This is a genomic window from uncultured Thioclava sp. (assembly GCF_913064665.1).
In the GTDB taxonomy this organism is placed as follows: Bacteria; Pseudomonadota; Alphaproteobacteria; order Rhodobacterales; family Rhodobacteraceae; genus Thioclava; species Thioclava arctica.
The window spans coordinates 112,876-138,513 of sequence record NZ_CAJYBT010000002.1 but is presented as its reverse complement, the minus strand read 5'-3'; the positions used below and the strand labels follow the sequence as shown (position 1 = coordinate 138,513).

General features: G+C 61.1%; 20 protein-coding genes and 2 pseudogenes. 14 read left to right on the top strand and 8 right to left on the bottom strand.

Translation table 11 applies throughout. The features are described 5' to 3' along the window. Nucleotides 1-349: 349 nt before the first annotated feature. Together QZ571_RS01490 and QZ571_RS01485 are read right to left on the bottom strand one after the other, a co-directional pair. Nucleotides 350-1,318: pseudogene (locus QZ571_RS01490) on the bottom strand (IS3 family transposase). 206 nt (nucleotides 1,319-1,524) lie between these two features. Beyond that, on the bottom strand, nucleotides 1,525-2,037 hold the full coding sequence (locus tag QZ571_RS01485; RefSeq protein WP_295530616.1) for a TetR/AcrR family transcriptional regulator: 513 nt from the start codon (nucleotides 2,035-2,037) through the stop codon (nucleotides 1,525-1,527). An 82-nt stretch (nucleotides 2,038-2,119) separates the two neighbouring features. Between QZ571_RS01485 and QZ571_RS01480 the strand changes: the two genes are divergently transcribed. The 6 genes from QZ571_RS01480 (at nucleotide 2,120) to QZ571_RS01455 (ending at nucleotide 10,880) form a co-directional block, all read left to right on the top strand. Further along, a complete protein-coding gene (locus QZ571_RS01480) occupies nucleotides 2,120-3,190 on the top strand; it encodes an alcohol dehydrogenase family protein (protein WP_295530613.1) in 1,071 nt (356 codons plus the stop codon). A gap of 215 nt (nucleotides 3,191-3,405) precedes the next feature. Then, nucleotides 3,406-4,497 carry an ABC transporter ATP-binding protein gene (locus QZ571_RS01475; RefSeq protein WP_295530610.1) on the top strand — a complete coding sequence of 364 codons (1,092 nt, stop codon included), beginning with the start codon at nucleotides 3,406-3,408 and terminating at the stop codon, nucleotides 4,495-4,497. A 26-nt stretch (nucleotides 4,498-4,523) separates the two neighbouring features. Then, on the top strand, nucleotides 4,524-5,474 hold the full coding sequence (locus tag QZ571_RS01470; protein ID WP_295530607.1) for an ABC transporter substrate-binding protein: 951 nt from the start codon (nucleotides 4,524-4,526) through the stop codon (nucleotides 5,472-5,474). Between the two features lie 3 nt (nucleotides 5,475-5,477). Then, complete coding sequence (locus tag QZ571_RS01465; protein WP_295530604.1) at nucleotides 5,478-7,172, top strand: iron ABC transporter permease; 1,695 nt, start codon at nucleotides 5,478-5,480, stop codon at nucleotides 7,170-7,172. 187 nt (nucleotides 7,173-7,359) lie between these two features. After that, nucleotides 7,360-9,168, top strand: coding sequence for an alkaline phosphatase PhoX (locus QZ571_RS01460; protein WP_295530601.1), 1,809 nt, complete (start codon nucleotides 7,360-7,362; stop codon nucleotides 9,166-9,168). A 77-nt stretch (nucleotides 9,169-9,245) separates the two neighbouring features. Then, nucleotides 9,246-10,880, top strand: coding sequence for a hypothetical protein (locus tag QZ571_RS01455; RefSeq protein WP_295530598.1), 1,635 nt, complete (start codon nucleotides 9,246-9,248; stop codon nucleotides 10,878-10,880). A 598-nt stretch (nucleotides 10,881-11,478) separates the two neighbouring features. Here the strand turns inward: QZ571_RS01455 and QZ571_RS01450 are convergent. Continuing rightward, nucleotides 11,479-11,660 (bottom strand): annotated as a pseudogene (locus tag QZ571_RS01450) (transposase); the annotation flags it as partial. Nucleotides 11,661-11,846: 186 nt separating this feature from the next. On the opposite strand from QZ571_RS01450, the gene QZ571_RS01445 reads away from it, so the two are divergent. Further along, nucleotides 11,847-11,987, top strand: a complete 141-nt coding sequence (locus tag QZ571_RS01445; RefSeq protein ID WP_295530595.1) for a hypothetical protein — start codon at nucleotides 11,847-11,849, stop codon at nucleotides 11,985-11,987. Nucleotides 11,988-12,080: 93 nt separating this feature from the next. Continuing rightward, entirely contained in the window at nucleotides 12,081-13,388 is a 1,308-nt protein-coding gene (locus QZ571_RS01440) for a Glu/Leu/Phe/Val dehydrogenase (RefSeq protein ID WP_295530592.1), read from the top strand. 688 nt (nucleotides 13,389-14,076) lie between these two features. Here the strand turns inward: QZ571_RS01440 and QZ571_RS01435 are convergent. Genes QZ571_RS01435 through otnK form a run of 3 tightly spaced genes read right to left on the bottom strand, consistent with a single transcriptional unit; the run spans nucleotide 14,077 to nucleotide 16,904 of the window. Beyond that, nucleotides 14,077-14,970 carry an NAD(P)-dependent oxidoreductase gene (locus QZ571_RS01435; protein WP_295530589.1) on the bottom strand — a complete coding sequence of 298 codons (894 nt, stop codon included), beginning with the start codon at nucleotides 14,968-14,970 and terminating at the stop codon, nucleotides 14,077-14,079. 25 nt (nucleotides 14,971-14,995) lie between these two features. Then, on the bottom strand, nucleotides 14,996-15,634 hold the full coding sequence (gene otnC / locus QZ571_RS01430) for a 3-oxo-tetronate 4-phosphate decarboxylase (protein ID WP_295530586.1): 639 nt from the start codon (nucleotides 15,632-15,634) through the stop codon (nucleotides 14,996-14,998). Continuing rightward, complete coding sequence (gene otnK, locus QZ571_RS01425; RefSeq protein ID WP_295530583.1) at nucleotides 15,627-16,904, bottom strand: 3-oxo-tetronate kinase; 1,278 nt, start codon at nucleotides 16,902-16,904, stop codon at nucleotides 15,627-15,629. Before otnK ends, otnC begins: the two co-directional genes overlap by 8 nt. Before the next feature lie 199 nt (nucleotides 16,905-17,103). On the opposite strand from otnK, the gene ltnD reads away from it, so the two are divergent. Both ltnD and otnI read left to right on the top strand, forming a co-directional pair. Continuing rightward, nucleotides 17,104-18,033 (top strand): L-threonate dehydrogenase, encoded by a 930-nt coding sequence (ltnD, locus tag QZ571_RS01420; RefSeq protein WP_295530580.1) that lies wholly within the window; start codon nucleotides 17,104-17,106, stop codon nucleotides 18,031-18,033. 3 nt (nucleotides 18,034-18,036) lie between these two features. Further along, a complete protein-coding gene (otnI, locus tag QZ571_RS01415; RefSeq protein WP_295530577.1) occupies nucleotides 18,037-18,807 on the top strand; it encodes a 2-oxo-tetronate isomerase in 771 nt (256 codons plus the stop codon). Nucleotides 18,808-18,826: 19 nt separating this feature from the next. Here the strand turns inward: otnI and QZ571_RS01410 are convergent, their stop codons facing one another. Together QZ571_RS01410 and QZ571_RS01405 are read right to left on the bottom strand one after the other, a co-directional pair. Further along, complete coding sequence (locus QZ571_RS01410; protein ID WP_295530574.1) at nucleotides 18,827-19,882, bottom strand: aldo/keto reductase; 1,056 nt, start codon at nucleotides 19,880-19,882, stop codon at nucleotides 18,827-18,829. Between the two features lie 40 nt (nucleotides 19,883-19,922). After that, nucleotides 19,923-20,606 carry an aspartate/glutamate racemase family protein gene (locus QZ571_RS01405; protein WP_295530571.1) on the bottom strand — a complete coding sequence of 228 codons (684 nt, stop codon included), beginning with the start codon at nucleotides 20,604-20,606 and terminating at the stop codon, nucleotides 19,923-19,925. 430 nt (nucleotides 20,607-21,036) lie between these two features. On the opposite strand from QZ571_RS01405, the gene QZ571_RS01400 reads away from it, so the two are divergent. The 4 genes from QZ571_RS01400 (at nucleotide 21,037) to QZ571_RS01385 (ending at nucleotide 25,616) form a co-directional block, all read left to right on the top strand. Continuing rightward, the gene (locus QZ571_RS01400; protein ID WP_295530568.1) at nucleotides 21,037-21,999 is read left to right on the top strand and encodes an ABC transporter permease; all 963 of its coding nucleotides are present in this window, start codon (nucleotides 21,037-21,039) and stop codon (nucleotides 21,997-21,999) included. A gap of 173 nt (nucleotides 22,000-22,172) precedes the next feature. Next, nucleotides 22,173-23,105, top strand: coding sequence for a sugar-binding protein (locus QZ571_RS01395; RefSeq protein WP_295530565.1), 933 nt, complete (start codon nucleotides 22,173-22,175; stop codon nucleotides 23,103-23,105). A 66-nt stretch (nucleotides 23,106-23,171) separates the two neighbouring features. Beyond that, complete coding sequence (locus tag QZ571_RS01390) at nucleotides 23,172-24,674, top strand: sugar ABC transporter ATP-binding protein (RefSeq protein ID WP_295530562.1); 1,503 nt, start codon at nucleotides 23,172-23,174, stop codon at nucleotides 24,672-24,674. A 48-nt stretch (nucleotides 24,675-24,722) separates the two neighbouring features. Continuing rightward, on the top strand, nucleotides 24,723-25,616 hold the full coding sequence (locus QZ571_RS01385; RefSeq protein WP_295530559.1) for an NAD(P)-dependent oxidoreductase: 894 nt from the start codon (nucleotides 24,723-24,725) through the stop codon (nucleotides 25,614-25,616). Nucleotides 25,617-25,638: the final 22 nt, after the last annotated feature.

Below are 25,638 nucleotides of genomic sequence, written 5' to 3'. Positions count from 1 at the left end.
AGGACCCGAACACCCGGTCGAGGTAATCGTCTTTGGTGACGAGGAGGGGATTTGATGACATGACCGCCCCCCGGCGGCATCGATGCGCCAAGGTGGGTCTGCAATGAACCACAAAGGGGGACGGTCATGTCGGAGATTACCACGGTCGGGCTCGATCCGTTGGCTGACAGGCGAATGCGTAGCAATCGCCGATAGGCTGGCGAAGAATCTGTTTCAGGGTCATGAAGCAGATGGCGCAGGTCGAGCGGTCTTGCGCAAGAAACTGCGGCGAGCGAAACTGATCTTGTCGCGCTTTCGTCCCGGTCTGCTCACTCATTTAGGCTGCCTTTCGTTCGAAGGCCAAGCGAGTTTACCCACCCAGAGATGAGTGCCACCGCTGTGGATTATAGACCCCATTGATATACTTAAAGATCGCTCCTTCTGCTTGGCGTCTGGTTGCCCAGTGGTTGCGCCAGATCAGCTCAGCCTTGAGAGATTTGAAGAACGTTTCGACCCTGGAATTATCGTAACAATTTCCCTTGCCGCTTATGGAGACTTCGAAGCCATGCTTTGCCAGGCGTTTTGGGTCGTCATGTGAAACAGTATTGGGCTCTGCGATCGGTGTGGTGAATGCACCCTTTTGGAGCTTGTCGGAGCGCCACAGCCATACCCAAAGCGCGGATTGCCAGATCCCGTTTCCTGCGATTGCGAACGGCCCATGCTGTTACCCGGAAGGGATTTGCGTGCAAATCACGCAGGGCAATGACACGGCGGGAATGGAATATAGATCCAAGATAACGGCAAGATACAGCCAACCCACTTCTGGTTAGGCCCATCCGCAGAGAAATCCTGATCCAACAGATTAGGGGTAATATTGAAGGCATGGTTGCTGTCTGTTGTGACGATGTTGTTCTCGGATAGGCGCCAAAATCACCATATCATCGCGTTGTCGTCGGCTCTTTGGTCGAGCCCTCCATGCATGAAAGCCACGCGATGTGACCTGCATAATTCGGCACAGAAATGCGACCGGCCAGTCTTCCTTCCAGATGTCGATGACCGCAAATCTCACCGGGTTTGGCCTGCAAAGATGATCGCCGCTTTTTTAGCACTTCGCTCTCCGCGTACAGCAAGCGGACTTCCTTCGCAGGCGCTCGTTCTCTTGCTCGACATCTTCATGCCGCCCAGACACCGGATCGTCATGCGGATGCTTGTGAACCCACTTGTTCAGCGTCGAAAGGCCAACATCCAAATCAGATGAAACCTGAGGTCGTGTCAGGCCGCTCGTGGTGGCGATGCACACCGCGTCACGGCGAAAATCGTCTGTGTATTGTGTTGCCATTCATTGTCTCTTTCATCGCAAACATTGCTCGAAAAAGACCAGCACTTAACCGTGAAAAGACCGGTTCAAACGCGCAGCAATTCTGAGTGTGAAAGACCGGGTTCTGATAAAGACAGCGTTTGTTGCTGCACAATTGTAAAATGTGCTTCGACCACAGCGCCTTGGTTGGATGCTAGATCAAGCGGCCCAATCTGATATTGTTTCGTTCAGCTGGTTGTGGCCTGCAGCGCGTGGCCCAGCCGCTTGGCCGCCTCGACCGCCGCCGCGCCGCGCAGCGGCCATGCCTGCGTTAGCCCTTCGATGATCACCAGAAGCGCGGTATCATTGCCACCAAGCCCACATGCTGTTGCGGCCCGTGTCGCGACCTCTGCCTTATGGCGCTCAAGAAGAGCGCGCAGGGCAGGGCTTTCTGGATCAGCGGCCACAGCCGCATGAAAGAGACAACCATGGGAGGTCTCAGTCGCCATCCAATCTCCGACGCGACTCAGGATCGTGTAGAGCGCGACGTCAGGCTCCTCCGGCAAGCCGTCGAAGACACGATGAAGGTAGCGCTGCTGTCGGTTTTCCAGCGCGGCCAGCACCATTTCGGCGCGCGATGGCGTGTATTTGTAAAGCGTGCGCAGGCTTACACCGGCGGCGTCCCGCAAGTCTTCTACGCTGGGCTCAGCAAAGCCGCGACTTGCAAAAGCACGCTCGAGCCCATCGGATATTTTGCGCATCGTATCTGTCATACTTGACGATGTAGAATGATCCCTCTACCTACGCAAGTAGAGAGATCATTCTACACGGGAGCTTGCGACAATGACCCTTCCTGCAACGATGAAAGCTGTCCTTTTGACGGGCCATGGTGGGCTGGACACGCTTGAATGGCGCGAGGATGTGCCAGTTCCGCGGCCGGGCACAGGTGAGGTGTTGATCCGCGTGGGCGCCTCGGCGGTGAATAACACCGACGTCAACACCCGCACGGGCTGGTATTCCAAAGCCGTGCGGGGCGAGACCGGCTCGGCGGCGACGCAAGGTTATGCTGGTGCCTCGGACGCCGATGGGGGCTGGTCCGGTGCGCTCAGCTTCCCGCGTATCCAAGGGGCCGATTGCTGCGGTGAAATCATTGCGCTTGGCAAGGGCGTGGACGCCGCACGATTGGGCGAGCGCGTATTGGTGCGACCGATGTATCGCCCCGAGGGCGGAGACTCCGACGCGCTCGAGACCTTCGGCTCGGAACGCGACGGCGCGTTTGCCGAGTTCACGACCGTGGACGCCGGACATGCATTGCGGATCGACAGCGCGCTCACAGATATCGAACTTGCCTCTTTTCCCTGCGCGTTCTCGACCGCCGAGGGGATGATTCAGCGCGCGAGTTTGGGCCGAGAGCGCGTGCTGATCACGGGCGCATCCGGGGGTGTCGGATCAGCGGCGGTGCAGCTTGCCAAGCGGCGCGGCGCGCATGTCACGGCTGTGACCAGCCCGGCCAAGATGGATGCGCTGAAGGCGCTTGGGGCTGACGCAACGTTGGAGCGCAATGACGCATTCCCCGAGGATGCCTTCGATGTGGTGCTTGATCTTGTGGGCGGAGCGCGTTGGCCCGACCTTCTCAATGCGCTCGCACTCCGGGGCCGCTATGTGACCTCGGGTGCCATTGCCGGACCGATTGTCGAGCTTGACCTGAGAACCCTCTATCTCAAAGACCTGACGCTGATTGGAAGCACGCGACAGGACCCACGCGTCTTTACCGACCTGATTGGCTATATCGAGGCTGGTGAAATCCGGCCCGTTATCGCCGAAACCTACCCGCTAAGCGAGCTACGAGCGGCGCAAGAGGCGTTTCTTGAGAAGTCGCATATCGGCAAAATCGGGATCCAGATCGCTAGCTGACGGTCCCATAGCCATTGTCACGGAAGGGCGCGCAGTCATCTGCAACTCACTGCGCCCTTCCACTCGGGCAGAGGGAAGGCCGTGTCGTAGCCGATGGTTTCCTCAATGGCAGGCGCAAGGCGTCAACGGATAGAAACGCTCTAACAGGTGCGGGCGCTGTCACCCAGCCGTTACATCGCTTGAATATGTCCTGTCCGTGACAATCGGACCGGACAATGCTCGAATTTAACAAACGCCAAATCGATCGCCAACCAGAGGCCAGAGCCGATGGCGCAATACCCAGCGCTATTGCGGTCAGCGCCCTGCACCTCAACTATGGCGCAGCACAGATATTGCGCGGCATTGATCTGACGATTCAGCCCGGCAAGGCGCTGGCGCTGCTGGGCCCGTCCGGCAGTGGCAAGACGACGCTGCTGCGGGTTCTGGCGGGGCTTGAGACGCCCAGTGCGGGGGAAGTGTCCGTTCACGGCAAGTGCGTGGCCGCGCCTGCGCAAAACCTTTTCGTGCCGCCCGAACGGCGCGGACTTGGCATGGTGTTTCAGGATTACGCGCTTTGGCCGCATATGAGCGTGGCCCGCAACGTCGCCTTCCCGCTTGAAATGCAGGGGGTCGGGCGCTCTGAGCGCGAGCAGCGCACCAAGGACGCGCTGGATCAGGTCGGGCTTGGGGCTATGGGCACGCGCCGTCCCTCGGCGCTGTCAGGCGGGCAGCAGCAACGCGTCGGGATCGCGCGAGCAATTGCCTCGGGTGCGAAAACCATCCTCTTCGACGAGCCGCTGTCGAACCTTGATCGCGAGCTGCGCGAAAGCATGGTCGACGAGATTGCCAGCCTCGTCGCGGATCTCGGTCTGACGGCCCTTTACGTCACCCATGATCACGCCGAGGCCTTTTCGCTGGCCGATGAGGTCGCAATCCTGCGCGCAGGTCAGATCGCGCAAAGGGGCACGCCAGAGACACTGGTAAACGAACCTGCCACGCCTTGGATTGCCGAGTTCTTGCGCCTTGGCGCGGTGCTGCCAGTCGGGGCCAACGGGGTGCTTTTCGCGTATATCACCCCGCCCGAGGGCGCGACCAGCGTTCTGCTGCCCCGGCGTGCCTTGAGCATTTGCGCGCCCGCAGAGGCGGTCTTTTCTGCGCATGTGCTGCGCTGCCTGTATCGGGGCGAAGATTACCAGGTCACGGTCGCTTTGCCCGGCAACGTAGAACTCCAGATCGCTTCGCCGCGCCGCGTCGCGCGCGGCGCGCAACTCAATCTGCACATCGCCCCCGAGGCGCTGCGCTGGTTTCACACGCCAAACGCTAACTGACGTCCCGATCCAACGGAGAGATACCGATGAAAACGACCCTTCGCAGCGGCCTTCTGGCCCTCACGCTCAGCCTTATGGGCGTTAGCGCCCAAGCCGATGTCACCGTCTACACGGCGGGGCCTGCGGGGCTTGCCAAGGCGCTTGCGGTAGATTTCACCGCCCAATCGGGCATCAAGGTGAACCTCTATCAGGCGACCACCGGCAAGGTCATGGCGCGCCTCAAGGCGGAAGAATCCAATCCGCAGGCCGATGTTCTGATCTCGGCCTCTTGGGACACCGCGACGTCATTCGCGAAACAAGGGCTGCTGCTGCCCTATACCTCGCCCAACGCGGCCAAGGTTCCCGATTTCCTGAAAACCGACACCGCCGTTGCGCAAGGCGCAGCCGCGCTGGCGATCGCCTGGAACCCGAAATCGGGCACGCCCAAGCCCGAAGATTGGTCCGATCTTGCCAAGCCCGCCTATAAAAGCATGGTGACCATGCCCGATCCGGCCCAATCGGGGTCGGCATTTGAGCTGGTGGCAGCCCTTTCGGGCGCTGGTCAGGACGCGCTGTTTGGCGATCTGGCATCCAATGGCGCGCTGGTGGCGGGGGCCAACAAGGCCGCGCTGAACCCGGTTCTGCAAGGCGCCAAGGCCGCAGTCTTTGGGGCGGTCGACTACATCGCGCTTGGGGCCAAGGCCAAGGGCGAGGCGATTGACGTGATCTTCCCGAAATCGGGCACTGTCGTCGCACCACGCCCGATGATGATCCTGAAATCGACAAAGAACGCTGAGGACGCGAAGAAGTTCATCGATTTCGTTCTGTCCGAGAAGGGTCAGGAAGAGGTCGCCAAGACCTACCTGATGCCCGCGCGCACCGACATCAAGGCGCTGCGCCCGACGATCACGGAACTCAACCTGCTGCCCGGCGATGATGCGGTCTATGCCAAGCGTGGCGCAATTCTCGACAGCTTCGCCAAGGCCTTTGGGAAGTAAGCGATGCAAGGGGGGCAGGCACCGCGCGGCATTTTGAGACCGCTCACGGCTGCGGCCCTGATCGTCGTCGTGGTCCTGCCCTTCGTCTTCATCTTGCTTCAGGCGATATTTCCCGAGATCGGGGCCGGGTCTTTTGCCCGGCCTTTCGATCATCTGCACGCCACGCTCGCCTCGGAAGATTTCACCCGCCAAGCGCGCAACACCCTGCTGCTGGGCGTCGGTGTCGTGCTCGCGTCCAGCGTGATTGCCGTGCCCCTTGCGGCGATCCGCGCGCTTTACCGACTGCCCGGCGCGCTGATCTGGGATCTGCTGTTTCTGGTGCCGTTCATGATCCCGCCCTATATCGCGACGCTCGGCTGGATCCTCAGCTTGCAACCGATGGGCTATTTGCAACAGCTCACCGGGGTCAATCTTGCGCCATTCCTGTTCTCTTATCCCGGCATCGTCTTTGTCATGGCGCTGCATTCCTTCCCGGTGATCTATTTTGCCGCCTCGCGCAGTTTCGCGGCAATCGGGTCGCGGTTCTCGGATGTAAGCCGCGTTTTTGGCGCTGGGCCGGGCCGGGCATTTTGGCGTGTCACGCTTCCCCTTGCCACGCCCGCACTGGCGGCCAGCTTGCTGCTCGTCTTTGCGATGTCGATTGAGGAATACGGCACGCCGGCCGTGCTGGGCGCGCAGTTTGGTTTCGAGGTTCTGGTGACCGGGATCGACACGTCGATCTCGGACTGGCCGATCGATCTGCCCAAGGCGGCTCTTCTGTCGCTTGCACTGATGGCGATCTCGCTTGCGGCGTTTGCGATGCAAAAACGGATTGCGACGGCGCGCGATTTTGATGTGGTGGGCGGCAAAACCCCGCGCGCCCCGACGCGCAGTCTTGGGGTCTGGCGCGGCCCGGCGCTTGGCGCGTTCGCGTTTGTAGCGTTCCTGTCAACCGGCGCGCCGTTGCTGGCCATTCTCGCCACCGCGTTAAGCCGCACGCTGTCCGGTGGGCTTGCGGTGTCGAATATGGGCTTGCAGAACTTCGAGGCCGTGCTGAGCGATCGGTCCGGCGCGCTGTCCGCGATGGGCACAAGCCTTGGTCTCGGGGTGATCGCGGCGCTGCTTGCAGGACTTCTTGGGATTGCCATCGCATATGTCACGCGGCGCGGTCCAAAACCCGGTGGCGGCGTGATCGAAGCACTCGCCATGTTGCCCAATGCCGCCCCCGGGGTGGTGGTCGCGCTGGGTCTGATCTTGCTGTGGAACCAACCTGCGCTGCCAATCACGCCCTATAATACGCTGGCTATTCTGGTGCTCGCCTATGTGTGTATCCTGCTGCCCCAGCCGGTGCGCTACACGGTCGCGGCTTTTCAGCAGGTCAATCCGTCGCTGGAGGCCGCAGCGCGGGTGCATGGGGCGAGTGCCGCTCGTACGGCGCAGCGCATCCTGATGCCGCTGGTCGCCCCGAGCGTGCTGGCCGCGATGCTGTTGGTCTTTACGGTGGCCGCGCGTGAACTTGTCGCGTCGCTCCTTATTGCGCCCGTCGGCACCGATACGATCGGCACCTATATCTGGCGCCAGTTCGATCAGGGATCAGTGGGCGAAGGCATGGCGGTGGCCTTCCTTGCCATCGTCGTGACGACACTCATCCCGCTCGCAATCCTGTCCGCGATCCGTAAATTCGAACGCTCTGCCTCAGCTCAGCAGGCTGCCTTCTGAAACGTCTGAATTCAGAATGCCCCACGCTGTCGCCCGATGTCTGGACGTTCGCCCAATTTAGCGCAACGCGATGTTTGAGACGCATTTGGAGCGGAGCGCTTTGAGAAGAATTTGAGAGGGAAAGCGTCACAAAACGGAATCACAATCTCGTTATGAGAAGGTGAACGCAACCAATCAAGGACCAGCTATGTCGCTTCGTTCCGCTCTTCTTCAAGCCACCGCCATTGCCCTGCTGCCGCTTGCGGCTCAAGCAGGGGATCTGTCCTTCGCGCCTGTGCCTTTTGCCAAGGATGACGCAGCCAAACGTGCCGCTATCGCCTCTGAAAAGGTCACCGTCGACGGCAAGGATTACGCCATTGGTTATCATGTGATGGCGCGCTCGGGCGACAAGATCGGCGATCACACATTCGCCCTGCTGACCGACAAGGACGGCAACCCGATCAAGTCCGCCGACGGCTCCGAGCATATCTCGGAAGACGCGGATTTCACCTCGTTGCTCCGTCAGGGCGACAAGCTGTATTCGGTCACGAATTTTGAATCGCGCCCCGGTGCGATGTATCTCAGCGAGGTCGAGCAGGATGGCGAGGGCAACCTCAAGCTGATCTCGACCAAGCCGATCAATTTCGCCGAATTCCACGGCCTCTGGGTGCCTTGCGCAGGCTCGGTGACCCCGTGGGAGACCCATCTGGGCTCTGAGGAATACCCCGCCGATGCACGCGTCATCGAAGCGGCCACCTCGCTTGATGAGATCGACGATTATGATTTTCCGATGGTGCGGTATGCGGGGCTGAACCCCGAGGATATGACGCTTGATCAGTTCCGCGATGCCTACAAACCCTATCGCTATGGCTTCCCAACCGAGATCGCGATTTCCGATGACGGCGAAGGCACCGCGCATAAGCATTTCTCGATGGGCCGGGTGGCTGTCGAGCTGGCCTATGTCATGCCCGACCGCAAGACCGCCTATATCTCGGATGACGGCACGAATGTGGGCCTGTTCCGCTTTGAGGCAGATAAGGAAGGCGATCTTTCGGCAGGCACGCTTTATGCCGCGAAATGGAACCAGACCTCGGATCAGGACGGCGGAGCCGCCGATCTCGAATGGGTCGATCTGGGTCATGCAGATGATGCGAGCGTTCAAAAGGCCATCGAATCCGGCATCCAGTTCTCGGATATCTTCGAGACCGCCGAGATCGGTGATGACGGCACATGCCCCGAGGGCTTTTCGGCCACGAACGCCAAAGGCAATGCCGAATGCCTGAGGGTCAAAGACGGCATGGATATGCTGGCGTCGCGTCTGGAAACCCGCCGTTATGCCTCGATGAAGGGCGCGACGACCGAGTTCCGCAAGATGGAAGGCATCACCTACGATCCCGACAAGCACCAGATGTATCTATCGATGTCGGCGGTCGAGAAGGGCATGGAAGACGGCGCCAAGCAGGACAAGGGCGGCATGAACGCAATCCGTCTGCCCAAGAACAAGTGCGGCACGGTCTATTCGCTCTCGCTTGATGACAAGTATGACGCCACGAAGATCATGGGCTTCATTTCGGGCAAGCCGTTGACCGAAGAGCGCAAGGCCAGTGCGATGGATGCGAACTGCGATCCCACGCACGATATGTGTGGCGACACGGCTGAACTGAACTCCTGCGATATCAACGGCATCGCGAACCCCGATAACATCACCTATATCCCGGGCTATAATACGCTGATCATCGGCGAAGATACCGGCTCGGGCCACCAGAACGATGCGATCTGGGCGATGAACACCGACACCAAAGAGCTGACCCGTATCCTGTCCACGCCCTACGGGTCCGAGACCACCTCGACCTACTGGTATCCGAATATCAAAGGCCACGGCTACCTGATGGCGGTGATCCAGCACCCCTATGGCGAAAGCGATGAGGACAAGCTGACGGACCCGGCTCAGGCGCGCGCCTATGTCGGCTATGTCGGCCCGTTCCCGCCGATGGATGAGGCCGCCAAGACCCACTGATTGGGCCTTCCACATGGCATTGGCGAGGCCCGGGCAACCGGGCCTCGCTTTTTCGAACGCGAACAGGACCAAACCCGATGCTGCGTATCTCGATATTAGCCTTGCTGGGCTCTGTCACAATGGCCGGGGCGGTCGATCTGAAGACCACGATCCTGGGCAATCCAACGGCCTATATCCCCTCGCAATGCTACACCAAGACGCAGGACGAGGTGGGCAATGCGCATAACCCGTGCCAGACCTGTCACACCTATCCGCGCAGCCCCAATTACGTGCGCGACGCCGATCTTCAGACCGAATACGCCTTTCCCGCGCCTGCGCTGGAAAACCCTTGGACGAACCTTTTCGTGGATCGTCGCGCCAAGGTCGCCGCGACCAAAAGCGCCGAGATCCGCGCCTATGTGCGTCAAGACAATTACCACGACGCGCAAGGCGACATCGCGCTTGCTGCGAAACTGGCCGTGCCGCCAGCCGCTTGGGATGTCGATGGGAACGGCGCATGGGATGGTTACACGCCGGATGTGCAGTTTTCCATTGACGACGAGGGCTTTGACCGCAGCCCCAATGGTGCGCTGACGGGGTGGCGCGCCTTCGCCTATCAGCCGCTGCCCGGCACGTTCTGGCCCACCAATGGTTCGACCGATGATGTGCTGATCCGTTTGCCCAAGGCCTTTCGCGAGAGGGTAGACGGCACCCCCGATTTGACCATCTACAAGACCAATTTCGCGATCATAGAGGCGCTGATCACCCGCAAGGACGTGGCGATCACGCCCACCGACGAGAGCGCCATGGGCGTTGATCTCGACCGTGACGGGTTGATGGGCACCGCATCGCGCGTGAAATTTGCCTTCGCACCGCTCGACGGCATCACGATGCACTATGCGGGGCGCGCCGGGGCCGAGGGGGCGAAGCTGGCCGCCGGGCTTTATCCCAAGGGCACTGAGTTTGTGCATACGGTGCGTTATATTGACCCGATGCCAGCGGGCATCGCCATGGCGGCGCGGCTGAAAGAGCTGCGCTACATGCGCAAAACAGACTGGATCACCTATGCCGCGCTTGAGGAAACCGCGCTGGCCGAACTGAAAGAAGACAACGCCTTCCCGGATCGCACGAAACAGTTTTTCGGCAACTCCGAGACCGGTATCCCCAACGCCTTCGGCTGGCGCCTGCAGGGCTTCATCGAGGATACCAGCGGCGACCTGCGCCCGCAGAGCTTTGAGGAAACCGTGTTTTGCATCGGCTGCCATGGCACCTTAGGCACGAATGACGATTCCACCTTTGCCTTCGCGCGCAAGCTCGGCAAAGGCGCGTTCCGTGATGGCTGGTATCACTGGAGCCAAAAGAGCCTTGTCGGTACACCAGATCTGATCCGCGCCGACGGTACGGGCGACTACGCCCATTACCTCACGAGCAACGCCGCCGGGGATGAGTTCCGCGCCAATGCCGAGGTGATTGAGGCATGGCTTAAGAATGGCGAACTGCCGCCCGTCCGCGCCGCCGCGTTGCGCGACGATATCGGCGCACTGATCCTGCCCTCACCGGAGCGCGCCGATGCCCTCAACGCCGCCTATCGTTTGATCGTGCGCGAGCAGAGCTTTGTGAAAGGCCGCGATGCGACGATTGCCCCTGTCGAGAGCACCGTCTGGCGCAAGGTGGAACAGGATCAGCCCACAGGCATTCAAAAGCCGCAGCAACCTTGGTTTGAGCGTCGCTAAATCGCAGCGCATCCGTCAATGACAGGTGCTGTGAAAGGTAGATCATCGGCGCAACCCCGGCTTTGACGCGCCCCTGCGGGCCTTGCGCAAGCGGACTTTCATGCATAGCGCAGAAATCACCTTGGCTGAGGGCTGTTATGCGGACAAATCGGACCTTGGCTTATGCGATCCAAGGCTTTCACCGTGAATGGTTCCTAGATGCCATTTCTTCCCTGTACTGCCGATCTGTATCGGCACTTCGCGGCGGACCATGCGGATCACCCGCGGTAAGGGTGAATAGATCGGATGCAACGGTGAGAGGGCCAAGCACGTCGGTGTTTAACGTTTCATTAAGATCACCGCCCAGCACCACAGGCAGCTTTTCGGTCTTGCGAATGTCAGCGATCACTGAACTGCTCTCTGTCCTTCGAACAGCTTACGACGTGATTTAGGCTTCTTTTTGCCGCCGCGTTCAAGGATCGCAGTGTGGCATCAACGGGGTGAAGGGCGTCTTGGATAGGATCCAGTGGATCGCTTCAGCCCTGAACAGGAGGAGCCTCGGGTCGAGGGCTCCACCCATTGCCCGGCAGGCGAATGCAAAGCAATCGGTCCAGAGGGCTCCGTCACCAAGGACCTTGATGTCGGTGCTGTCTGTCACCCGGCAGGGCACCAGCAGGTTGAGGGGCCCCTGCGTCCCACGGTTCGAGATCCTAACAGTGATGTTCTTCTATTTGCGGGGGGGGGCGGCCAATCCAGCCCAGCCAAAGGCAGGATGACCGACACCATTCCGGTCGTTTGCCGAGTCGACATTGCCGCTCGGACCAATGGCGCTTCAATGCCGACCGGAAGCAAACGCCAACGCTGGCTTGAGCTTCTTTTCGGGCTAACCACGGGGCAAAGCAGACGTCTATGCTACGTGCAGTGATAGTCCGGTCTGCGCCCGTCATGGTCTGGACGGAGCCTTATGCTGCGCAAGATAGGAATGTCGTGTTTTGGCTGGTAGCGGTCAAGGGGGGCGACACCGATGACCGGCTGGCGGTGGCCGAAAGCGACTATCCGAGTGTCGCACCTCCGCTAAGCGGCTATGGTCCTGAAGCGGGCCTCGCTGGTTTTGCGATGAGAGATTGAGACATATCAACGACACTGCGGCATGTCTGACGATAATCGAACCAGACTGTGCGCATATCGTGCTTGCAGGCCACATCATGGAGGTCCGAAACAATGCCGACCCAGAAGAAAGCTCTAGAGGAAAACGTGCTTCCAACCATCGGGATGCTGGCGAAATCCCGCGAGTCTCTGCGCAGCGCTTGTGAGCGGCTCAGCATCCACCCCGATGTGTTCGAAGAGCTGAAATGGCCGCGCGAAACGCTGGCCGCCACTCTTTTGATCCGGATGGACGACGGGAGCCGTCGGGCCTTCAAGTCTTGGCGGTGTCGCTACAATGATCGGCGTGGACCAACCAAGGGCGGCGTCCGATTTCATCCAAACGTCTCGCTCGACGAAATCGAGACACTTTCTTTTTGGATGACGTTCAAATGTGCCGTCGCCAACCTGCCGTTTGGCGGCGGGAAGGGCGGGGTTTGCGTGGACACAAAGGCGCTTTCGGCCAACGAGTTAGAGCGGTTGAGCCGGGCTTATATCGAGGCATTCGCCCCGTTCATTGGCCCCGATCGCGATATTCTGGCGCCGGACATGTATACCAATGGCATCGTCATTGCTTGGATGGCGGACGAATACAGTTCGATTTCAGGGCAGGCGTCTCCGAGCGCAATTACCGGCAAGCCGTTGGCCTTCGGTGGCACGAACGGACGCGTCGATGCGACGGCGCGCGGTGGATATTATACCCTGCGCCATCTGGAATCCTCGCTTGCGCTCGACCCCGATACCGCCACCGTGGCGATCCAAGGGTTTGGAAATGTCGGCTATCACTGCGCCAAGCTCCTTCATGCAGACGGATATAAAATCATCGCCATCTCGGATTCTGGCGGCGGCATTTACGACAAAAGCGGTTTGGATCCGCTGGCTGTCATGCAGCACAAGCATGAGACAGGCGGCGTGAAAGGGGCAAAGGGTCAAGGTAAGACGAAGGAGATTTCAAACGCCGAGCTGTTGGAGCTTGAGTGCGACGTGTTGGTGCCCGCCGCATTGGAGCGACAGATCACGCTCGACAATTGCGACAAGATCAACGCCCGCATCATTCTTGAAATGGCAAACGGGCCCGTGTCACCCGAGGCCGATCGAAAGCTGAGCGAAGCAGGGCAAATTATCGTGCCCGATATCCTCGCGAATTCTGGCGGGGTCACGGTTTCGCACTTGGAATGGGTTCAGAACAGGTCCGGTTTCTATTGGGACAGTTCGCGTGTCCGCGATCACCTGAAACAAACGATGGAGACCGAAACGCAAGCGATCTGGGCTTTACACAACGAAATGGGCCTGTCGATGCGTGATGCGGCCTATACCCATGGCCTTCGTCGGATCGCGGAATCCGTGGAAGCCCGTGGCACCCCCGCTTATTTCGAAGGGTCGTAGCCGCGCGAAGATGTCGGGGCTCACGCCCGGGGCCTATGGACGCAGCAGAAGCGGCTCCACTTCGTCGACGGTGATGAGGATAGGTTCATACCCATCGCGGCTCATGCGTTTGACGACGCGCATGCGCTTCCCGTCTTCAATCAGACGCATGAGAATGCCTAGGCGCTCCTTGAGGCGATGTGTGGCGTTGCGCAAATTTGACCATGCATAGGGGCGTAAACGGGTTCTGCCCTCGTCAAGGGTTTGTCGATGCAGTGGCGCTTAGCTCGGATATTCCACAGCGGCTTGTGGTCAGCGCATCCCAGATGCGGTGGGGAAATAGTCATACAGCAGATGCTGACCACAGTCTGGCTCTTCTGAGGGTGGCGGCGCCGGGCATGACGCGAGAGAAGGTTTGTTACGGCTGCACGCAAGAGCCTGCGCCGGCAGTTGGTCTCATGCTCGGTTCGGCAGACAATGGCAGCGCAATTCGTCCGTCTGTGCTAGCCGACGCATATCCTTGTCGCGCGCATCGGGGCACTGGGATGTATAGGGCTGCTCGCTATGTCCTGGGGATGATGGAGTCGGTGATTTTGATCTCGCGCACGTATAGGCGGGTTTCGCGCGCTGATGCGGTGTTTTCGCGTCGACAGTTTCGGCAGCCCGGCAATGCAATGCCGGGCCGCCTTCGCGCATCTTCTGCGCCCTGTTAATCGAGCCCGTTTGCGCGGGCCACGAAATCCGCGAGGTGCGGTACGTAATCTTCAGAGCCGTCGCCGCCTGTGGCCATCGCCATCGCGAAGGCGTTCTTGACGGAGCTGGTCAGCGGGGTGGCGACCGTGGCGGCGTTGGCCATCGATTCGATGTAGCGTAGGTCCTTGTAGGCATTCGACAGCGTGAAGCGGTGCGCCTCGCGGTTGCCCTCAAGCGCGTAGCCCATGAAGGTCTGGTAAAAGCCGCAATCCATTCGGCCGCCGCGGATCACCTTGTCGAATTGCTCGATAGGTATGCCGACTTTGCGCGAGAGCGCGAGCGCCTCGGAATAGAGCGCGGCATAGCCCAGCGAGATAAAGTTGTTGAGCAGCTTCATGCGGTGCCCGTCACCCAAGCCGCCCACGCGCACGATTTTGCCAGCCCAGGTGTCGATTACCGGCTCGAGCCGCGCGAACAAGTCCTCGTCCGCGCCGACCATGCAATCGAGCGTTCCTTCCCAGGCTTCCTTCGGGGTGCGGCTGAGCGGAGCGTCAGCATAGGCCACGCCGATCGCCTCCATGTCCTGCGCAAGCTTCATCGTCACCGTGGGCTCGCCCGTCGAGCAATCCACGATCACGCTGCCGGGCTGCAATCCGGGCCGCAATTTTGCCACCGCCTCGGCAGCCTCGGGGGCACCGGTCAGGCACAAGAAGATGATTGAGGAACGGCTGGCAAGCTCTTCGTAGGAGCTCGCCTCGGTCGCGCCGCGCGACACCAGATCCTCGATCGGCTTGCGGTTGCGATGGGCAATCACGGTAAGCGGAAAGCCTTTCTCGACGATGTTTTTGGCCATGCCATGGCCCATCAGGCCGGTGCCGATGAAGCCGATGGTTTCTTGGGGTTTAGTCATTGGATACTCCGCTAAGGTCGATGGGTCAGAGATTGAAGCGTGCACGCAAGTCAGAGACCTGCGCCGGGGTCAGCGGGCGAATGGCGTGCCCTTGCAACGCGAGGAACAGCTTGGAGGTCTCCTCCAGCTCCTCGGCAGCATATTGTGCGTTTGACAGGCTGGTGCCAGCGACGACGGGGCCGTGATTGGCCAACAGGACCGAGTGATGGGCGCTCGCAAGGGAGCGCACGGCCTCAGCCAGTTCGGGGTCGCCCGGCGCGTAATAGGGCACCAGCGGCAGCTTGCCCACGCGCATAATGTGATAGGCGGTCAGCGGTGGCAATACGTCCTCGGGGTCGATGTCGCGCAGGATCGAGACGGCAGTCGAATGCGTTGAATGCAGGTGGATCACCGCCCCGGCGTCGCGGCGCTCGTCATACATCGCGAAATGCAGGAAGGATTCCTTGGTCGGCTTGTCGCCCGAGACGAAGTTGCCATCGCCGTCGAATTGCGAAATGCGCGCCGGGTCGAGCGTGCCGAGGGAGGCATTCGTGGGCGTCATCAACCAGCCGCCATCAGGCAGTCTGGCAGAGATATTGCCCGACGAACCGGCGGTCAGGCCGCGATCAAAGAGCGAACGCCCGATGGTGCAGATCTGGTCGCGCAGGCGGGTTTCGTCAGACATGTTCTGCCTCCGGCTCCAGCAGGTCCCACGCCTTGAGGAAGAAATCCTCGGAGCCGAAATTCCCCGATTTCAGGGCCAGTGCGAGGTGCGGTTCTGACAGGCTCGCCGTCCAGGGCACACCGGGATCGATTTCGGGGCCGATCTCGAGCAGGCTGACGCCAAGGGCTGCGGTGACTGCCCCCGAGGTCTCGCCGCCCGCGATCAGCATCCGGGTGAAACCTGCGTCGCTCAGGCGCTTGGCGACAGTCGCGAGCGTGTCCTCAACCAGCGCACCTGAGGCCTCACGGCCCAGACGGGACTGGATTTTGGCAAGCTGCCCGGGCTCGGCGCTCGAATAGATGAGCGGCGTGCTGTTGGCAGGCTGCGCGATTGCCCAGTCGGCGATCTCAGATGCTTCCTGTAGTCCCTCGCTTAGCGCGTTCACATCAATCGCGTAGCTCGGCAGACCCGCGGCCTGCGCGGTCGCGATCTGGCCGCGCGTCGCAACCGAGCAGGATCCCGCAAGGATCGCTGTGCGACCCGCCGGTGCTGGCATTCGGGTCGGGGCAGGGCGCGGATCGGTCTGTGCGCGCAGCGCGGCGGCCAAGCCCAGACCGATCCCCGAACCGCCCGTGATCAGCGGCATGTCGGCGCAGGCCGCGCCGAGAACCATCAGGTCCGTTTCGTCAAGCGTGTCGGTGACAACGATACGCGTGCCAGCTTTGCGCGCCGCGTCGAGGGCCGCGCGCAGCGCCCCCTCTCCCTGCCGGATCGTCGTGATATCGATGCAACCGACCGGGAGTCGGGTCTGCCGCCCCAATACCCGCACGAGGTCAGAATCGCGCATCGGCGTGAGCGGGTGATCCTTGAGCGGGCTTTCCGAGAGCAGCCGGTCACCCACGAAGAGATGGCCCTTGTAGACTGTGCGCCCGGTGGCGGGGAAGGCGGGGCAGGCGATTGTCTGCTCCGCGCCGGTGAAGTCCATCAGCGCCTCGATGACAGGGCCGATATTGCCCGCATCGGTTGAGTCGAAGGTCGAGCAATATTTGAACATGAGACGCTGCGCCCCGGCATCGCGCAGGGCTTGCGCGGCTTGCAGCGACATCTCGACGGCCTCCGCTGCGGGGATCGTGCGCGACTTGAGCGCTACCACCACCGCGTCGGCGCCCGACAGGTCCGTATGCGGCCCGGGCAGGCCGATCACTTGCCGGGTCTTCAGCCCACTGCGCGACAGCATCAGGCACAGGTCCGTGGCGCCGGTAATATCGTCGGCCACCGCTCCTATCAGCATAAAATTCCCCCCCTCAATGCATGCCTCACTGGTCGCCCCGATAGCTCGGGGCGGTGATTTCACATAGCCCTTGCAATGCCATCATGGCTCGGGCTAACGATGTAATGACAACGCTATCATTCCAGCAATGCAAGCGCAAGAACGACGCTGGAGGGGTGCGGGATTGAGATAAAAAATCGGCTATTGAGAGGTATTCTGGATGAAGTCACCCCATGAGACGAAGGTCTGCGTTATCGGTCTGGGATCGATGGGATTCGGCATGGCCGAGAGCTTGCTGCGCGCTGGGTTCGCAGTGACGGGCGTCGATGTGAATGTCGAAGCGATGGAGCGATTCGCAGCCCTGGGCGGTGCCGTGGCGCCCGATCCCATGACCGGAGCGCAGGCTGCGGACCTTGTGATCGCGGTGGTCGTCAATGCCGATCAGACCGAGCAGGTGCTGTTTGGCCCGCGCGGGGCTGTCGCGGCTATGGGGTCGGGCGGCGTCGTGATGTCATGCGCCACGATGGCCCCTGACCGCGCGCGCCAGTTTGCGGCGCGTTGCGTCGAGGCGGGGCAGGATTTTCTTGATACGCCAATCAGCGGCGGGGCCCTGCGTGCGGCAAGCGGCGAGTTGACGGTCATGGGCTCGGGGCCGTCCGAGGTCTTCGCCCGGATCCGCCCGGTGCTCGATTGCGTTGCGGCCAAGGTCTATGAATTGGGCGAGGAAGCGGGCACGGGGGCTGCCTTCAAGGTGGTCAATCAGCTTCTTGCCGGAGTGCATATCGCGGCCGCCTGCGAGGCGATCACCTTCGCCAAGGCGATGGGTCTCGATCTTGAGAAGGTCTACGAGGTGATCACCGCCTCAGCCGGAAATTCCTGGATGTTTGAGAACCGCGTGCCGCATGTGCTTGAGGGCGATTACAGCCCACGCAGCGCGGTGGACATCTTTACCAAGGATCTCGGGATCGTCGCCGATATCGGACGGCACCTGAAGTTTCCGACCCCGATAGCAAGCACCGCCTTGCAGATGTTCGTCATGACCGCCGCGGCCGGGATGGGGCGCGACGACGACGCGTCTGTGGCACGGATGCTGGCCAATATCGCGGGGCTTGAACTGCCCGCGGCGGGCGGCTTGGCGGGCGAGGGTTGAACGATGCCGAAATTTGCCGCCAACCTGACGATGATGTTCACCGAGCACGATTTCCTCGACCGGTTCGGGGCGGCCCGGCAGGCAGGGTTCGACGCGGTCGAATACCTGTTTCCCTACGATCACCCGCCGGAGGCGATTGCCGAACGCTTGCAGGCCCATGGGCTGACGCAGGCGCTCTTTAACCTGCCGCCCGGAAACTGGGCGGCAGGTGACCGGGGGCTGGCCGCGCTTCCCGAGCGAGCCGAGGAATTCCGCGCGTCGATCGATACCGCGCTGCGCTATGCTGAGGCGACCGGGGTCGGGCGGGTGCACATGATGAGCGGCCTCGCGCCGCGCCAGGAACCAGCGGCGCAGGAGGCTTATCGCGAGGCGCTGCGGCGGCTTTGCGATGCGGCTGGCGCGAAGGGGCTTGATGTGGTGATTGAGCCGATCAACAGCCGGGATATTCCGGGCTATTTCCTGAATGATTTCGCGTTCGCTGCCGAGTTGATCGATGCATTAGGCCTGCCCAACCTCAAGCTACAATTCGACATCTACCATCGACAGATCCTGCATGGCGACGTGCTTATGGGACTGCGAGAGTTGGCGCCAATCATCGGGCATGTGCAGATCGCGGCGGTTCCCGACCGGCACGAGCCGGGGAGCGGCGAGCTTGATGATATACGGGTGCTGCGCGCACTCGATGCGCTGGGCTATGACGGCTACGTGGGGTGCGAATACCATCCTGCGGGACGGACCGAGGAAGGTCTGGGTTGGATGCGCGCCTTCGCCTGAGACGAAAGCGCGCCCGACCTTAGCTGCCCATGTAGTCGCGATGGAGCGCCCAATCACCCGGGCTGAACCGACCCGAAGCGAATTGTTGCTGGTGCCAGTAAGGGTAAATCAGCGGCAGTTTGCTGACCTCGTGCAGTCGTTTCAGCTCGTCCTCGCTCAGTTCCAGATCCACGGCGCGGAAATTGTCGCGGAACTGCTGCTCGTTACGCCCGCCGATCACCAGCGAGCTGACCGCGGGACGGGTCAGCAGCCAAGCCAACGCGACCTGCGCCGCCGAGACGCCATGCGCATCGCCGATCTCGACCAGTGTATCGACAATGTTCCACAGTTTCTCTTCATCGCGGATCGGCGGTTCGGTCCAGCCGGCGAATTGCCGCGAGCCTTCGGGTGCGCCCGCGCCCCTACGGTGTTTGCCTGAGAGCAGGCCCGCGGCCAGCGGGCTCCAGACGAGCACGCCAAGCCCCTGATCGACCGAGATCGGCAGCAGCTCGTATTCCGCCTCGCGGGCTTCCAGCGTGTAGTGGATCTGTTGCGCCACGAAGCGCTCGCGAAAAGCGCGGTCGCTGACGCCGAGCGCCTTCATGATGTGCCAGCCCGAGAAGTTCGAGCAAGCGATGTAGCGCACCTTGCCTTGCTGCACGAGCGTGTCGAGCGCTGAAATCATCTCCTCCATCGGGGTCACGCCGTCCCATTCGTGCATGTGGTAGATGTCGATCCGGTCGGTGCGCAGCCGCTTGAGCGAGCGTTCGCACTCACGGATCAGATGGTAGCGCGAGACCCCCTCGTCGTTGGGTCCGTCGGCGATGCGCATCCGCGCCTTAGAGGAGATCAGCACATCGTCGCGCCGCCCGTCGAGCACCTCGCCGAGGATCTCTTCCGAGAGGCCCGTCGAATACATGTTGGCCGTGTCATAAAGGTTGATCCCGGCGTCGATGCAGGTGTCGACCAGGCGCTTTGCTTCGGGCACGCCTTGGCTGCCGACGGCCTTAAAGGCCCCCGCGCCGCCGAAGGTGAAAGTGCCCATCGTGAGCACCGAGACTTTGAGGCCCGATCGTCCGAGTGTTCTGTATTTCATTGCTATCTCCTCCTGTTGGATGTCTTTTCGCCGGCCGGGATCAGCGCGGCAGAATTTTTGCGATATGGGCGATGCCGAGGGCCGGGCTTGTCAGCACTGGCGGGCCGTTCGGGCGGGGTTCGAGCCGGTCGAGCGCGCGTGCCATCGAGGCTTGCGCCAGCACCACCACGTCACTTTCTCGGGCAAGTCGGGCGATTCCCTCGGCCACCTGCGCGTCGTGCTTTTCGCGGTCGCCCGACTGCAGCGTCTCGAAGGCGCCCTCGACCAGTTGGCTCGTCACCGTACAGGACGCGCCGGTCTCGCGGGCCACTGCTGCGATCAGGTCGGCGGTGGGCGTCAGCGTGGTTTGCAAGGTGGCGAGCACGCCAATGCGACCGCCATTCGCCACCGCCGCCTGCGCCATCCCGGCATCGATCCGCAACAGCGGCACAGGGCAGAGCGGGGCGATCATCTCGACCGCATTTCCGAGGCTCGAGCAGGTCACAAGCACTGCGTCGGCCCCGGCGTCGACGGCCGACCATATTATCCCTGTCAGTCGACGCGCGGTCATTGCGCTGACGGCGCCGTCGCGGATCGTTAGGCGCAGCAGGCTTTCGTCGAGCATGTTGAAGACCTGCCACTCCGGCAGGTGTCTCCGGGTCAGCGTCTCAAGATCGGGAATCAATCCCGCGACGGTATGGATCATTGCCAGTTGGTTCGGTGATTCGTGTCTTCGTTCGGGCATGGTGTGGCTCCTGTCGGGCTTGCGGTGGCGCGGTCATCCAGTAAGGCATGACAGCGCTGTCATTTTTGTCGATTATCACCACGGTGATGCTCGGATGACAAGCCCAATGTCCCGAAAGCCTTGTATGAAACGCCTTTAGCGGCCTCTGAACCGCGTTCCGGCAAGGGGTAGGTGGCCTTGCGGTGTGCCTCTGAAGTCAAGTTTTTGCTATTTGCTAATTGACAACTCTATTATGTCCACCGCAGTATGACAGCGCTGTCACAAAAGAAATGGCAGCGCTAGCATTTCGGATGATTCCTCGTCCGTCCCTCCAGTCCCCAACCGATACGTTCGGCTCTGGGATCTGTGCGGAGAGCGTCGGGGAAGCCGAGAAGGGAGGGGCGTTTTGGCACTGTCTGATAATTCGGTCGCGCCGACGGAAAGGAAATCCATGCGAGTTCTGCAACAATTGCTTCAACTGCGGCAAATGCGCGAATTCAACGTGCTGATCGCGCTGGTCCTAATGGGAGTGCTGATCAGTCTGTTCACGCCGTATTTCCTTACCGTGTCGAACCTGATGGGGGTGTCGCGGGCATTCTCGCTCACCGCGATCATGAGTATTGGCATGGTGATGGTCATCATCACGGGCGGGATCGATCTGTCCGTCGGCTCTGCTATGGGGTTGGCGGGATTGATTACCGCGCTGTGTTTCGATGCGGGTTTTTCGCAATATGTCGCGGTCGCCGCGGGGCTTGGCGTTGGGTTAGCCTTCGGCTTGACCAACGGGCTGCTGATCACCGCGATTGGCTTGCCGCCCTTCATCGCGACGCTGGGCACGCTCAGTATCGGTCGCGGGATGATGTACATGATTACGCATGGTGTGCCGCTCACCCCCGACACCCCTGAAAGCTTCAGCGTGCTGGGGCAGGGCTATGTTGGGCCGGTCCCGGTGCCGGTGGTGATCTTGCTGGTGCTGACGCTTGTGTTCACGATTGTCATGACGCGCACCCGCTTTGGTCGCCACGTCTATGCAACCGGCGGCAACGAAAACGCCGCCAGCCTGAGCGGGGTCAAGGTGCAGCGCGTCAAGCTTGCGGTCTATGTCTTGTCCTCGACGATTTCCGCGCTTGCCGGGGTGATCGCCTTCTCGCGCTACCTGTCGGCAGAACCTGCCTCGGGTTTCGGCTCTGAACTTGAGGTGATCGCCGCGGCCGCGATCGGTGGGGCAAGCCTCGCAGGTGGGATCGGCTCGGTGCTTGGCGCGGTCATCGGCGCGGCCTTGATCGGCGAAATCGCCAACGGCGTCGTGCTTCTCAATATCAACACTTATGCCCAGCAGGCCATTACTGGCGGCGTGATCTTGATCGCGGTCAGCCTGGATGTGCTGCGCAATCGGATGGGTGGGCGCGGCTGAGCCGCCCTGCTCGGGAGAAATAAAGACCAAGAAGTCGGGCCGCGTCTCGCCAGAGGAGAGGGCGCGCGCGAAATCCGAACGACCACAAGGCCCCGGTGCGGGGTGTGAAACTGAAACTGCATCAACAACAGGGGCTCGCCGCAACAAAGGTCGAGTCCGGAGGAGGAAAAAAGATGCGTATTGGAATGAAAGCCGCCGCGGCGGTTATGGCCCTCGCAACGGGCATGGGGGCGGGCGCCGCGCTTGCCAAGGACATCACCGTGGCACTGGTGCCGAAGGTGGCTGTGCCGTTCTTTGATGACTGCAACACTGGCGGTGCCGAGGCCGCCAAGCAGATGGGTGTGAACTACCAGTGGGTGGTGCCCGCCAACACGCAAGGCGCGACCCAGGTAAAGATCATCGAAGATCTGATGGCGCGCCACGTTGATGGCATCGGAATCTCGGTCAACGAGCCGAAATCGGTCGAGGGCATCATCAAGCAGGCCACTGCCGCTGGCATCAAGGTCGTCACCTTCGACAGCGACAGCGCCAATAGCAGCCGCAGCATGTATATCGGCACGATCAACAAACAGGCCGGCGTGACCATGGGCAACACTATGGCCAAGGCGCTTGGCGGTAAGGGCGAGGTGGCGATCGTCACCGGTCAGCTTGGCGCATCGAACCTCAATGAGCGGATCGACGGCGTGAAGGAAGCGCTGGCGCAATATCCCGACATCAAGTTGGTCGCAACCGAGGGCACCGAGGACGATCTGGCACGCGCCGTCTCCGTCACCGAGGCGCTCCTGCGCGGCAATCCCAACCTGTCGGGCATCTTCGGCATCAGTCAGGTCGGTGGTCCGGCTGTGGCCAAAGTGCTCGCGCAGCAGGAATTCAGCGACATGAAGGGTAAGATCAAGGTCTTTGCCTTTGACGATCTGCCCGACACGATCAAGGGCGTGAAGGAAGGCTTCATCGACGGCATCATGGTGCAGCGCCCGATCACGATGGGCAAGCTGGCGGTTGAGCATCTCGTGGCCCAGATCAAGGGCGAAGAGACCGATCCCCAGAACGTCGATACCGGTGTGACCGTCGTGACGGCCGACAACCTCGATAGCTACACCAAGTAAGCTCTGACAAGATCTGGGCGGGGCCGAAAATGGTCCCGCCCAATATTCCCCATGCCCGAGGCTGCGATGAAACCGTTTCTCGAAATGACCGGCATCTCCAAGACCTTTCCGGGGGTCAAGGCGCTCGACCGTGTCGACCTGCATCTTAACGCCGGGGAGGTGCATGTCCTGGCCGGTGAGAACGGGGCCGGCAAGAGCACTCTCATGAAGATCATGACCGGGGTGCTGCGCGCCGATCCGGGCGGTGAGATCCGGGTTGATGGCGAAACGGTCGTCATCAAGAACCCGGTGCATGCCCGCGCGCTCGGCATCTCGATCATCTACCAAGAACTCGCGGTGGTGAACAATCTTACCGTCTCCGAGAACGTCTTTCTGGCGCGTGAGCCGCTGGGACCGACTGGCCTGATCAACCGGAAACGGATGAACGCTGACACCCGTGCGGTGCTGGCCGAGCTGGGCGTCGAGATCGACCCCGAGGCACTGGTCGGCACGCTCTCGATCGGGCAGCGCCAGCTCATCGAGATCGCCCGCGCGATTTCCTATAAATCCAAGCTCATCATCATGGACGAGCCGACCGCCTCACTAAGCCATCACGAGTCATCCACACTTTTGCGCATGGCGCGCAAGCTGACCGCGCAAGGTGTGGGCATTGTCTTCATCTCACATAAGCTCGAGGAAATCTTCGAGATCGCCGACCGCGTTACCGTGCTGCGCGACGGGCGCACCGTGGATACCCGCCCGATCAGCGACATGACGAGCGACTTACTGGTGCGGCTGATGGTTGACCGCGAACTCGATCAGCTCTTCGGGCATCATCGCAGTCACGCCACCGACGAGGTGCTGCTGTCGGTGCGCAACCTGACTGAAAAGCGCGCGAAAGACGAAGGCGTATTCGTGCGCGATATCGAATTTGATCTGCATCGTGGCGAAGTGCTCGGCTTCTTCGGGCTGGTCGGTGCGGGCCGGACCGAGGTGATGGAGATGATCTTCGGCAGTCGGCCCTATAGCGGCGAGATTTCCATCAACGGCACCCAGGTGCGCATCGGCTCGCCCTCGGACGCGATCACGCAGGGTATCGGTTTCGTGACCGAGGATCGGCAGTCGCGGGGGCTTGTCCTCGGCATGTCCGTGCGCGAAAACTTCTCCCTGACGCATTTGAGTGACTATTGCAGCCTGAACTTCGTGAACCGCAGCAAGGAGACCGCAGCCTGCGCCGACTACATCCGGTCGCTTGGCATCAAGACCCCGTCGCCCGAGCAGAAGGTGCTCAATCTTTCGGGCGGCAATCAGCAGAAGGTTGTGCTGGCGAAATGGGCCGCGCGGCGCCCGCAGATCCTGATCGTGGACGAACCCACTCGCGGGATCGACATCGGCGCCAAGGCCGAGGTTCATGCGTTGCTGGGCAAGATGGCCGAGGAAGGCATGTCGATCATCGTGGTCTCGTCGGATCTGCCAGAGATCTTGGCGATCAGCGACCGGGTGATTGTACTGAAAGAAGGACAGATCAGCGGAGAGCTACCCCGAAAAGACGCAACGCAGGAAAGTGTGATGCTGGCGGCGACCGGCTAAGGCCATCCCGCAAAACCTTAGAACCGAAAGAATGAAACGGAGACTGAAATGACCAAGCGCGTAGTGTTTACAGGCGGAACCGGCAAGGCGGGGCGTCATGCGGTGCCATATCTGCTGAGCAAGGGCTACGATGTGCTCAACCTCGACCTCAAGCCGCTTGATGTGCCCGGCGTGAATACGCTGATCACCGATGTGACCGATAGCGGCGCGGTGTTCAACGCATTGACCACGCATCACGACTTCGGCGGGTTCGAAAAGGGCGCGCCGCCCTCGGCCCCCGATGCGGTGGTGCATTTCGCCGCGATCCCGCGGGTGTTGATCGAGCCCGATAATGTCACCTATCAGGCCAATGTCATGAGCACGTATAACGTGATCGAGGCGGCGATGAAGCTGGGCGTTCGCAAGGTGATCATTGCATCCTCCGAGACGACCTATGGCGTGTGTTTCGCCGAGGGCGACAAGGATTTCCATTCCTTCCCGCTCGAAGAGGATTACGATAGCGACCCGATGGACAGCTACGGTCTCTCGAAGGTTTGCAACGAAAAGACCGCCCGCGCCTTCGCAGCCCGTTACGGTGCGGATATCTATGCGCTGCGCATCGGCAATGTGATCGAGCCCGATGAATACGGCATGTTCAAGAATTTCCTTGCCGACCCGATGAGCCGCAAGCGCAACGCCTGGAGCTATATCGATGCCCGCGATCTGGGCGAGATCGTGCATCTGTGCATCGAGAAAGACGGTTTGGGCTATCAGGCGTTCAACGCGGTCAACGACACCATCACCGCCGATATGCCGACCACCGAGTTCTTGCAGAAATACTGCCCGAACACGCCGATCACGCGCGAAATGGGCCCCGACGAGGCACCGATTTCGAACCGCAAGGCACGCGAGGTTCTCGGCTTCAAAGAGGCCCATCCGTGGCGTAACTACGTCGATCTGTGATCGACGAGAGCGGGTCGGGACT

Excerpts from the sequence above, each read along its gene's own strand:
- QZ571_RS01485 (WP_295530616.1), bottom strand. The coding sequence starts at position 2,037 with ATGCGCAAAATATCCGATGGGCTCGAGCGTGCTTTTGCAAGTCGCGGC.
- QZ571_RS01480 (WP_295530613.1), top strand. The coding sequence starts at position 2,120 with ATGACCCTTCCTGCAACGATGAAAGCTGTCCTTTTGACGGGCCATGGT.
- QZ571_RS01475 (WP_295530610.1), top strand. The coding sequence starts at position 3,406 with ATGCTCGAATTTAACAAACGCCAAATCGATCGCCAACCAGAGGCCAGA.
- QZ571_RS01470 (WP_295530607.1), top strand. The coding sequence starts at position 4,524 with ATGAAAACGACCCTTCGCAGCGGCCTTCTGGCCCTCACGCTCAGCCTT.
- QZ571_RS01465 (WP_295530604.1), top strand. The coding sequence starts at position 5,478 with ATGCAAGGGGGGCAGGCACCGCGCGGCATTTTGAGACCGCTCACGGCT.
- QZ571_RS01460 (WP_295530601.1), top strand. The coding sequence starts at position 7,360 with ATGTCGCTTCGTTCCGCTCTTCTTCAAGCCACCGCCATTGCCCTGCTG.
- QZ571_RS01455 (WP_295530598.1), top strand. The coding sequence starts at position 9,246 with ATGCTGCGTATCTCGATATTAGCCTTGCTGGGCTCTGTCACAATGGCC.
- QZ571_RS01440 (WP_295530592.1), top strand. The coding sequence starts at position 12,081 with ATGCCGACCCAGAAGAAAGCTCTAGAGGAAAACGTGCTTCCAACCATC.
- QZ571_RS01435 (WP_295530589.1), bottom strand. The coding sequence starts at position 14,970 with ATGACTAAACCCCAAGAAACCATCGGCTTCATCGGCACCGGCCTGATG.
- otnC (WP_295530586.1), bottom strand. The coding sequence starts at position 15,634 with ATGTCTGACGAAACCCGCCTGCGCGACCAGATCTGCACCATCGGGCGT.
- otnK (WP_295530583.1), bottom strand. The coding sequence starts at position 16,904 with ATGCTGATAGGAGCGGTGGCCGACGATATTACCGGCGCCACGGACCTG.
- ltnD (WP_295530580.1), top strand. The coding sequence starts at position 17,104 with ATGAAGTCACCCCATGAGACGAAGGTCTGCGTTATCGGTCTGGGATCG.
- otnI (WP_295530577.1), top strand. The coding sequence starts at position 18,037 with ATGCCGAAATTTGCCGCCAACCTGACGATGATGTTCACCGAGCACGAT.
- QZ571_RS01410 (WP_295530574.1), bottom strand. The coding sequence starts at position 19,882 with ATGAAATACAGAACACTCGGACGATCGGGCCTCAAAGTCTCGGTGCTC.
- QZ571_RS01405 (WP_295530571.1), bottom strand. The coding sequence starts at position 20,606 with ATGCCCGAACGAAGACACGAATCACCGAACCAACTGGCAATGATCCAT.
- QZ571_RS01400 (WP_295530568.1), top strand. The coding sequence starts at position 21,037 with ATGCGAGTTCTGCAACAATTGCTTCAACTGCGGCAAATGCGCGAATTC.
- QZ571_RS01395 (WP_295530565.1), top strand. The coding sequence starts at position 22,173 with ATGCGTATTGGAATGAAAGCCGCCGCGGCGGTTATGGCCCTCGCAACG.
- QZ571_RS01390 (WP_295530562.1), top strand. The coding sequence starts at position 23,172 with ATGAAACCGTTTCTCGAAATGACCGGCATCTCCAAGACCTTTCCGGGG.
- QZ571_RS01385 (WP_295530559.1), top strand. The coding sequence starts at position 24,723 with ATGACCAAGCGCGTAGTGTTTACAGGCGGAACCGGCAAGGCGGGGCGT.